This window comes from Halococcus hamelinensis 100A6, assembly GCF_000336675.1.
GTDB classification, from domain to species: Archaea; Halobacteriota; Halobacteria; order Halobacteriales; family Halococcaceae; genus Halococcus; species Halococcus hamelinensis.
Map to the genome: position 1 here is coordinate 78,032 of NZ_AOMB01000015.1, position 9,639 is coordinate 87,670.

Genomic DNA, 9,639 nt, shown 5'->3' on the forward strand with positions numbered 1-9,639 from the left:
GCACCTCACTCGGCGGCCCGGTCCGCAGCGTCGCCGGCGTCCGCACACGCCATCTGCACCACCTTGCTCAGCGCCGGATGGGCGTGGAGCAGGGTGTTCGCGAGGTCGTCGACCGTCAGTCCGTATCGGACGGCGGGCACCACCTCGTGAACGAGGACCGACGCCTCGTGGCCGAAGACGTGACAGCCGACGACCGCCCGGCTCTCGGGGTCACAGAGCACCTTCACGAACCCACGGTCGAGCTTCAGCGCCCGGCTCATCGCGGTATCGGTGAACGCGGCACGACCCACGACGTACTCGTCCCCGTCCTCGCGGAGTTCGGCCTCCGTCCGCCCGACCGCCGCGACCTGTGGCTCGGTGAAGACGGCGTGTGGGAGCGCGGTGAAGTCCGCCTCGCGACCGGCATCGTGAACCACGTTGTCGACGACGATTTCGCCCTCGTAGTCCCCGGAGTGTTTGAACATCGCGTTGCCCGCGACGTCACCCATCGCCCAGACCCCCTCGAGGGAGGTTCGGAGCTGCTCGTCGGTCGCGACGAACCCCCCGTCGTCCGTCTCGATGCTCGTCGCGTCGAGCCCGACGCCGTCGGTGTTCGGCCGCCGGCCCAGCGCCACCAGCAGTTCGTCGCCCATCACCTCGACCGAATCGCCGTCCCCGGTTTCGGCGGTCACAATAACCTCACCGTCAGACTCCTCGACGGCCGTGGCGCTGTGGCCCGTGTAGACGTCGTGGCGTTCCTCGGCGACCTCGGTAACTGCCGCCGCAACGTCCGAATCCTCGCGATGGAGGAGGGTCTCGTTGCGGTCGACCAGCACGACGTCCGTCCCGAACGCATCGAAGTAGTAGCCGAGTTCGGCGGCGATGTAGCCGCCGCCGAGCACCACGAGTCGCTCGGGTGGACTTTCCAGCCGGAGCGCGTCGGCGCTGGTCAGGAAGTCGACCTCGCCGAGCCCGTCGATCGGATCGGGAACCACGGGCGTGCTCCCCGCCGCGACGACGACTTTCTCTGCCGTGTGCGTCTCGCCCGACTCGACGAGCTCGATCGTTTCGTCGTCGACGAACCGGGCTTCCTCCTGGAACAGCGTGAGGTTCGCCTGGTCGCGTTTGTTCTGCGCCTTCCGGTCCGCGACCGCGGCGAGCTCGTCGTTGACCTCGCGAACGAACTCGGAAAAGCGGACCTCGTCGACCGAAGCGTCGATACCGAACTCGCTCGCCTCACGGACCCGATTCGCGACGGTCGCGTGCTGGATCAGCATCTTCGAGGGGTTGCAGCCACGGTTCAGACAGAGTCCACCGATTGGACCCTTCTCGACGAGCGCCGTCTCCAGGCCCGCCTCGGCCGCCGCCGAGGCCACCCGATTGCCGGTGCCGCCGCCGAACACGATCAGGTCGAAGTCGACCATAGTAGGGGTTCGGTGTCGGGGGATAAATCCGTTCGCGCCGGACCCCTTATCCGTCGAGAGCGCCTATGGGACGGTGTGTCAGGCGACTTCAACTCGATCACGGGACTGCCCGACGAACTCGACATCGACGGCGACCTCGCGCGCGCCGACCAGCGGGTCTCGATCCGCGTCGACGAGCGCCGCTACGGCAAGGCGATGACCATCGTCGAGGGGTTCGACGACTCGACGACCGACGTCTCCGACCTCGCCTCCGAGCTCAAGAGCCAACTCGCGACCGGCGGCACCGTCTCGGACGGGCGGATCGAACTCCAGGGCGACCACCGGAATCGGCTGCCCGATCTCCTCGAAGAACGCGGGTTCGAACTCGCCGACTGAGCGCCGGTTCGAGGGCGGCTCGAACGCTCCGCTACGTTTGATCTATTGGAAGACGTGGTAGCTATGTGTACGGGTCGGGAACATTCGAGACGTGTTACCGCTGCAGATACCGGGAGTTCCGGGCGGGAGCGAGGGAGTCGCCGTGCTGTTCACTCTCATCATCCCGCTGGTCGTCGCGTGGTGGACTTATAGAGATGCCAAACGTCGTAACAACGAGAACCCCCTCAACTGGGGAATCAGTATGTTCTTGTTCGGATTCCTTGGATTCTTCCCGATAATCGTCGGTATCGGACTCTGGAGAAGTGTGAGGAAGGACGTCTAATGGAGATGCGGATCAGGAACCCGTGACCGGCCAGTTCCGTCGTCGAGAGACGGTCCCGTTCTCGGCAAGCCAAAGCTACAATTGGCGCGCGACCCCAATCGGGGCTATGGACAGAACGAATCCGGCCACCGGCGAGGCCCTCGAACCGGTCGAGGACGACACCGAGGAGGACATCGAGACCGCGCTCGCGACGGCCGACGAGACGTTCGAGGAGTGGCGCGAGGTTCCGATCAACGAGCGCCAGCAGCTCCTCGCCAACGCGGCCGAGGTGCTCCGGGAGAACAAAGGGGAGTACGCCGAACTCATGACCCGCGAGATGGGCAAACCCATCTCGGGGGCGGTCGCGGAGGTGGAGAAGTGCGCGTGGGTCTGTGAGCACTACGCCGAACGCGCCGACGAGTTCTTCCAGGACGAACTGATCGGCAGCGACGCCGAGACGAAGACCCTGGTCTCCTACGAACCCCTCGGCCCGGTGCTCGTGATCATGCCGTGGAACTACCCCTTCTGGCAGGTCTTCCGGTTCATCGCGCCGCACGTCACCGCCGGCAACGTCGGGATCCTGAAACACGCCTCGAACGTGCCCGGCTGTGCCCAGGCCATCGAAGACATCCTGCTCGAAGCGGGCTTTCCCGAGGGCGTCTTCCAGTCGCTGATGATCCACTCCGACCCGATCGAGGGAATGCTCGAAGACGACCGCATCGTGGCCGCGACGCTCACCGGGAGCGAGCCCGCGGGCCGCGCGGTCGCCGAGACCGCCGGGGCCGAACTCAAGAAGACGGTGCTCGAACTCGGCGGCAACGACCCGTTCATCGTGCTCGACGACGCGGACCTCGACGCCGCCGCCGAGGTCGGCGCACAGGGTCGCACCCTCAACTCCGGCCAGTCGTGCATCGCGAGCAAGCGCTTCATCGTCCACGAGGACGTCTACGACGAGTTCGTCTCGAAGTTCGTCGACGAGATGGATTCACTCACTATCGGCGACCCGACGGAGGAGGACACCGACGTCGGCCCGCAGGCCCGCGAGGACCTGATGGAGGAGCTTCACGACCAGGTCGAGCGCACGGTGGAGGACGGCGCGACGGTCGAAGTCGGCGGCGAACCGCTCGATAGAGATGGGTTCTTCTACCCGCCGACGGTGCTCACGGACGTGCCGACCGACGCCGCCTCGGCCTGCGAGGAGGTCTTCGGGCCGTCGGCGGCGGTCTTCGAGGTGAGCAGTGAAGCGGAGGCCATCGAACTCGCCAACGACTCCGACTACGGCCTGAGCTCTTCGGTCTGGACCGACGACCTCGACCGTGGCGAGCGCGTCGCCCGCCAGATCGAGGCCGGGATGAGTTACGTCAACCAGCTCTCGAAGTCCGACCCGCGACTCCCCTTCGGCGGGGTCAAGAACTCGGGCTACGGCCGCGAGCTCGGTCGCCACGGGGCCCACGAGTTCGTGAACCGGAAGACCGTCTGGGTGCAGGACGCCGACCCGAACTGAGTTCTCGGAGGGAGCGAGCGATGGAGGCGGTCGTTTCCGCGAACGGCTGGTCGACTCCGAGTAGTCCCTCGTTTTCCCCTTTCAGCGCTTCTCGTAGACGTAGAAATCGGAGTGGCGGGATTCGTACTCGTTCTCGACCGTCTCGACCAGTTCGAACGCCGGGAACTCCGTCTCGACGTAGTCGGTGAAGCGTCGGTGCCTGACGTGGAGTTCGGGGGTCGCCTCGTCGTGGTTGCTCGAGAAGACGATCACGTACCGAGTCGCCGACTCGAACATGTCGTGCATCGTCTTCTCGAAGGTCTCGTCGTCCACTAGGTGGAAGACGACCTCGAGGGAGAGAACCAACTCGGCCTCGAACCGCGTTCGCTGTTCGTCGTGATACGCATCCGGGTCGTAGTGAGCGAACGTTTTGGTCTCGTCGTCGGCGAACCGTTCTGCACACGCCTCGACGGCCGACTCGGATATCTCGAGTCCCCTGTACTCCGGGTAGTCCGCGAGCGCTACCTGGTCGCCGTCCCCGCAGCCGAATTCGAGAACGGACTCGATATCGTGCTCGTCGACGAACGCGTTCAGGAAGTCCGCTTTGAACTGTCTGTGCCCACCTCGTGACCCTGGCCCCGAGTCCCGACCATCTGCGTACCGCTGTTCCCAGTACTGCGTCGAGTCGAACAGCCGATAGTAGAGGGCTCGCGTCGGTTCGGTACGCCCGAGAAGCGAGAGCAGCCGCATCTTCGCGTAGGTTGTCGTCCGAGCGGCGAGTCCGTCCAACCCCTCGTCGAGAGCGATCTCGACACCTCGTCGAGCCAGCGCTGATATGCCCACACGAATGGTCATAGATCTCGTTTTGTTAAATCTGACGAGTGACCGTGCAAACCAAACCCCTCTCGATGCCCACCGCGCCCGGAACCGGACCGCAACCGCTACATAGCTCTTCTCCCGGGATACCCTATGCGCCGCTTCGAGGCCCGGCTGCCGCTCGCTGGCGGAACCTTGGTTGCCATCGTCGCCACCGCCGGCAGCCTCTATTTCAGCCTCGGACTCGGTCTCGTACCCTGCGAACTCTGCTGGTATCAGCGGATACTGATGTATCCACTGGTGCTCGTCCTCGGCGTCGCGGCCCTCGAGAACCGACGGCGGGTCTTCCTCACCGCGCTCCCGCTGTCGGCCCTCGGAACCGTCGTCGCGGCCTACCACTCGTGGCTCCAGGTCAGCGACACCACCGGCACCTGCTCGGTCGGCGGTGGCTGTAGCGCGGTCCAGTATCAGGTGGCCGGGCTCTCGATACCCAACCTCTCGCTGATCGCGTTCGTGCTGATCACGCTTTCGCTGGTCGTGACGGCCCGAAGCCGATAGCTTGACTCACTCGGCCGGTGCGTCGGCGGGGTCGACCACCTCGTCCGTCGCGGGATAGACACCCACCTGGTCGCAGAGGTCGGCCATCGGGCAGGCGTCGGGGTCGTCGAGGCACGCCGGTTTCCGGGCTTTGCAGAACTCCCGGCCGAACTGGATCGTCGCGGTGTGGCCGAACCCGCACTTCTCGGCCGGGACCTGATCTTCGAGGACCGCTCGAACCCCCTCGTGGTCGGCGTCGGGCGGCGCGACCCCGATTCGACGATAGATCCGGTGGACGTGGGTGTCGACGGGGAAGACGCCCGCACGACCGCCGGAAAACAGGAGGACGCAGTCGGCGGTCTTGGGGCCGACCCCCGAGAAGTCGAGCAGCGTATCGCGTACCGTTGCAGGGTCTTCCGCCGTGACGAACTCGTCGAACGCCGCCGCGCCGCCGTACTCCTCGACCACGCGACCCGCGATCCGGCCGAGAGTTTCGGATTTCTGGTTGTAGAGCCCCGCGGGCTGGATCGTCTCGGCGAGGTCGTCCTGATCGGTTTCCGAGAGCGCCACCGCGAGGTCCTCACCCTCGCCGTAGCGCGCCATCAGCGCGTCGTGGGCGGGCTGGCTGGCTTTGTCGGAGGTGTTCTGACTCAAGATCGTGCGGACGAGACACTCGAAGGCGTCCTGGCCACCGTAGGTCTTGCGCCAGTAGCGCTCGCCGAGGCGGTCGACGACCCGCTCGGCGCGGCTGTCGGCCGTCCGTTCGTCGAACTCGCTCGCGAGTCCGCCGCCGTCCGGACCCCCACTGATGTTCTCGGTGGGTTCCTGGTCCTCGCTCATAGCGGGCCGTAGGGCGCACGATATTACAAAACGTCGTTCGCGGAACCGCTCAGCCAGCGGACGAGCCAAGCCGCCGCCGAACCACGACGAGCAGCACGGTACCGGCGACCGTGAGCGCCCCGAGAAACGCCCAGCTCACGGAGTAGCCGGAGTGTTCGACCAACAGTCCGAACGTCGGCGGCGCGACGAGTCCGCCGACGTTGATCGCGGTCTGCCCGCCGGCGGTCGCCGCCCCGATGTCGTCGTCGTCGACGATGGTCCCGAGACACGAGTAGAACACCCCCGTCGAGCCGTAGACCGTGAGCCCGAGCCCCGCGAAGACGACGAGCGCCACCGGAAACGAGGGGAGGCCCGTGGCGAGCACCGCGAACAGGACCACCGCGACGGCCATCTGGACCAGCGCGACGGTGGCCGCCCCGCGTGCGCCGCCGAGGCGGTCGGCGACGCCCCCCGCGCCGATCCGCGCGGCGCTTCCCATGATCTGGGTCAGCGCCAACACGACGCCGCCGACGAGGGTGGTGTGGCCGAGGTCGTCGACGACGTAGAGCACGATGTAGCCGAGCATCGCGAAGATCGACGCCCCCATGAAGAATCCGACGCCGACGAGCACGAGATAGGCTCGGTTCGAGCGCAGCACCGAGAAGTCGGGTACCGAGAGGGTTCCCTCGCCGCGGGTGCCGTCGTAGAGCGCGACGAAGCCCACGACGTAGCCACCCGCGAGCGCCGCGATCACCCAGAAGCCGGCCTGCCACGCGACCACCGCTGCCAGTCCCGTGATCACCAGCGAGGCGATCGCACTGCCCGCCGTGACCCCGACCTGCTTCAGCCCCATGGCGAAGTTGCCCCGACCGGCGGGCGCGCTCGCGAGGATCCCCCGGTTCGAGGCGGGCATCGCCGAGGAGTACGCGCCCCCGAGCACCGCGCCCGCCACCAACAGGAGGCCGTAGCTCGGCGCGAGCGAGACCCCGACGGTCGCGACCGCGAGCCCGACCAGCCCGAAGACCATCACGCGTTTCTCGCCGTAGCCGTCGACCGCCGCCCCGCTCGGCACCAGCGCGACCGTGTAGCCGAGCAGCGCCGCGGTCGTGAACAGCCCGACCTCGGTCGCCGACAGCGAGAAGGCGTCCCTGACGACCCCCGTGGCGGCGAAGATGCTGTAATAGCAGAGACTCGCCGCCACCTGCCAGCCCGCGACCGTGGCGACCGACGACCAACTTCCCTCCGTCTCGCGTGACATTCGGCGAGTATCGCCTCGGGTGGTGATCGGTGGCAAACACACCTAAACGTGGCGTATCGGCGAGCTATCGACGGAGATCGATCGACCTAGACCGCCCGGTAGCCGTTCGTTTCGACGGCGGGTCAATAGACCAGATCACTCGACCCGGAGCGTCGCGGTGAGCGAGCCGCCGTCGGCGAGCGCCGTCACGAGCTCCCGGTCGAGGTCGCCGGCCGCCCGGTCCGCGCCCACCATCACCGTCCGGTCGTCGACGTAGTCGCTGGTCCGACAGACGAGGCTCCGGTCGTTCGTGCAGTCGAGGTCGGGATGGCCGCGCCCGCGAACGGTTCGGGTCAGCCCATCGACGGCGAGTTCGAGGCTGACGGTCGCGTCGGCGTCGCGGCAGGCGTCGACGAACGCGGGGTCGAAGTCGGCGGGCGTCCGGTCGGCCTCGATCCCGAGGATACAGTCGCCGGCGGGCGTGAGGTAGTCGTCGGCGGTGAGTTCGAGCGTGCTCGCGTGGCGCGCGGTGACGTGTTCGTGACCGCGTGCGCGGACGATTTCTTCCACGCCGGTCGTCGGCGGGAGCCGCACTTAGGGCTACGTCTTCGCGACGGTCACCGTGATGGCACCGCAGACGCACTCGTAGGCCCGGCGCTCGCCGCCCACGTCCCGGAAGACCAGTGCGGGCTCCGGGTCGAGGTCGCGCCCGCACCCTTCGGCCTCGCAGGTCAGCGTGAGTTCTTCGAACATACCGGAGGGACGTCTGCAGGGGCTATGAACCGGCGGCAACCCCGGAGTGAAACTGAAAGAAACACACGGAAGGGCTATGCCCCGCGCGCCCACTTCGGTTGACATGAACCTCCGCGAGTGGAGCGCGGCCGCGGTCGACCCGGGCGGGCGAGATCCACCGAAACCCGACGAGTGGATCGCCGTCGACGGTCCCGAGAGCCCGACGCGCTTCACCGGCGAGCGGACGGTCGCCTACCGAACCCGCTTCGCCGACCCCGGTGGAGCACGCGCCGAGATCCGTCTCGGCGGGCTCTACGCCCACGCGCGTATCTGGCTCAACGGCGAGTTCCTCGGGGAGCACGATACCTACTTCACGCCGTTCAGCGCCGTCGTCGATCCGGCGGACGAGAACGAACTCGTCGTGGCCTGTCGCGCGCCCGACGACCGCTTCGGCGGCGTCTTCGAGACGGACCACCTCCCGTCGCGGGACCGCGTTCCGGGGATCCGATGGGACGCCACCGTCGAACCCGTCCCCGAGGTCGCCCTCACCGACCTCACGGTCCGGCCGGCCGAGGGTGACGAGACGGGGATCAACGCCATCGTCACCGTCGACGCCGGGACGGAGCTCTCGGGGCGGATCCGGCTGACGCTCCACCCCGCGGACGGCGAGGCTACGAGCGCGATGACGTCCGTCGGGGTCGCGGCGGAGGCAGGCGGGCGCGTCACCGTTCAGGGTCGGCTCTCGGTTCGTGACCCCGACCGGTGGTGGCCGCGTGGCTTCGGCTCACAACAGCGCTATACGGTGCGGGCGGCGCTCGGCGACCACGAACGCACCGCGACAACCGGCTTTCGGACCGTCGAGTACGGCTCCGGGGGGCTGGTCGTGAACGGAACGCAGGTCCCGGTTCGCGGCCGGGTCGTGCTCCCGACGACCGACCCCGCGGACGCGGCGGGGGCCATCGAGCGCGCGGTCGAGACGAACGCGAACCTCGTGCGGTGGTACGGCCACGTCCCGCCCGAGTCGGCCTACGACGCAGCCGACGAGGCGGGCGTGCTCCTCATGCAGGACCTGCCGATGAGTCCGGGCGCGCTCGACGCCGAACGCGCCCGGTCGCTTGCGCGCCAGCTCTCGGGGGCCTACGGCCACCACGCGAGCCTCGCGTGCTTCGGGGTCCACGACGACGCCTACGAATTCGAGACGGCCACCGACCGGGGTTCGTGGCGGGTGCTTCGCGCGGTGAGTGGGCGCGAGCACGCGGCGACCGCGACGGCGGCCACGGGCACGCTGCCGGGGTCCGTCCCCGCGCTCGCCGTCCCCGGTCTCGATGCCGGTATCGAGGACGGGACCGAGGGCTGGGTGGTCGACGGTTACACGGGGGCGGCCGGCGACCTCGACCCGGGCACCCACACCCGGTACGCGGTGGCCGGAACCGACGCGGCGGCGGCGACGAACGCGGAGCGGACGGTCGCGGCGCTCCGCCGGTCGGGGATACCGTTCCTCACTGCGTTCGCGCCGCCGGACGCCGCGTCGGTCGACGCCACGCTCGCGACCGGGTTCGACCCGGTGAACGTGTTCCTCGACGACCCGACCGGGCCCGAACCCGCGGTCGTGGTGGGCAACGACGCCGCCGACCCCGTCACGGGTGAGGTCGAGTGGGTGGCCGGCGAGCGGTCGGGAACGTTCACGGTCGACCTCGGACCGGCCTCGCGGGCGACGGTCGGTACGGTCGACCCGCCCGCGGAGGCCGATGCGATCGACCTCGTGCTCTCGGTCGAGGGTCGGTCGGTCGAGACCAGTTATCCCCGATAGAGCGGGCCTACAGACCGTGTGACAGGTCCCCACCATCGCAACGTTTAAATCGGTTCTTCGACTATGCGAAGACGCCAGAACGCCGCCGGCATCACTGTGGTATCGCTGTCTCTTATACACATCTCT

The 9,639-nt window shown here is 67.9% G+C and carries 11 protein-coding genes; 5 read left to right on the top strand and 6 right to left on the bottom strand.

Features of this window, described 5'->3' with window-relative positions:
- Positions 1-5: 5 nt before the first annotated feature.
- Complete coding sequence (locus C447_RS05985) at positions 6-1,403, bottom strand: dihydrolipoyl dehydrogenase family protein (RefSeq protein ID WP_007691860.1); 1,398 nt, start codon at positions 1,401-1,403, stop codon at positions 6-8.
- A gap of 75 nt (positions 1,404-1,478) precedes the next feature.
- Here C447_RS05985 and yciH point away from each other — a divergent pair, with 75 nt between their 5' ends.
- The 3 genes from yciH to C447_RS06000 all read left to right on the top strand — a co-directional run bounded on the left by yciH (position 1,479) and on the right by C447_RS06000 (position 3,583).
- The gene (gene yciH, locus C447_RS05990) at positions 1,479-1,778 is read left to right on the top strand and encodes a translation initiation factor (RefSeq protein WP_007691861.1); all 300 of its coding nucleotides are present in this window, start codon (positions 1,479-1,481) and stop codon (positions 1,776-1,778) included.
- A 91-nt stretch (positions 1,779-1,869) separates the two neighbouring features.
- The gene (locus C447_RS05995) at positions 1,870-2,100 is read left to right on the top strand and encodes a hypothetical protein (RefSeq protein WP_007691863.1); all 231 of its coding nucleotides are present in this window, start codon (positions 1,870-1,872) and stop codon (positions 2,098-2,100) included.
- Positions 2,101-2,206: 106 nt separating this feature from the next.
- Positions 2,207-3,583: an NAD-dependent succinate-semialdehyde dehydrogenase gene (locus C447_RS06000; RefSeq protein WP_007691865.1), complete on the top strand. Its 1,377-nt coding sequence runs from the start codon at positions 2,207-2,209 to the stop codon at positions 3,581-3,583.
- 81 nt (positions 3,584-3,664) lie between these two features.
- Here the strand turns inward: C447_RS06000 and C447_RS06005 are convergent, their stop codons facing one another.
- The gene (locus tag C447_RS06005; protein WP_237713419.1) at positions 3,665-4,405 is read right to left on the bottom strand and encodes a class I SAM-dependent methyltransferase; all 741 of its coding nucleotides are present in this window, start codon (positions 4,403-4,405) and stop codon (positions 3,665-3,667) included.
- Positions 4,406-4,531: 126 nt separating this feature from the next.
- Between C447_RS06005 and C447_RS06010 the strand changes: the two genes are divergently transcribed.
- On the top strand, positions 4,532-4,936 hold the full coding sequence (locus tag C447_RS06010) for a disulfide bond formation protein B (protein WP_007691882.1): 405 nt from the start codon (positions 4,532-4,534) through the stop codon (positions 4,934-4,936).
- A 6-nt stretch (positions 4,937-4,942) separates the two neighbouring features.
- On the opposite strand, the gene C447_RS06015 is transcribed toward C447_RS06010, so the two are convergent.
- The 4 genes from C447_RS06015 to C447_RS18105 form a co-directional block, all read right to left on the bottom strand.
- Positions 4,943-5,755 carry an endonuclease III domain-containing protein gene (locus tag C447_RS06015; protein WP_007691884.1) on the bottom strand — a complete coding sequence of 271 codons (813 nt, stop codon included), beginning with the start codon at positions 5,753-5,755 and terminating at the stop codon, positions 4,943-4,945.
- A 49-nt stretch (positions 5,756-5,804) separates the two neighbouring features.
- Complete coding sequence (locus tag C447_RS06020) at positions 5,805-6,992, bottom strand: MFS transporter (protein ID WP_007691886.1); 1,188 nt, start codon at positions 6,990-6,992, stop codon at positions 5,805-5,807.
- Between the two features lie 135 nt (positions 6,993-7,127).
- Positions 7,128-7,541: a DUF371 domain-containing protein gene (locus C447_RS06025; RefSeq protein WP_007691887.1), complete on the bottom strand. Its 414-nt coding sequence runs from the start codon at positions 7,539-7,541 to the stop codon at positions 7,128-7,130.
- A gap of 30 nt (positions 7,542-7,571) precedes the next feature.
- On the bottom strand, positions 7,572-7,724 hold the full coding sequence (locus tag C447_RS18105) for a hypothetical protein (RefSeq protein ID WP_007691889.1): 153 nt from the start codon (positions 7,722-7,724) through the stop codon (positions 7,572-7,574).
- Between the two features lie 103 nt (positions 7,725-7,827).
- On the opposite strand from C447_RS18105, the gene C447_RS06030 reads away from it, so the two are divergent.
- Entirely contained in the window at positions 7,828-9,513 is a 1,686-nt protein-coding gene (locus C447_RS06030; RefSeq protein ID WP_007691891.1) for a glycoside hydrolase family 2 protein, read from the top strand.
- Positions 9,514-9,639: the final 126 nt, after the last annotated feature.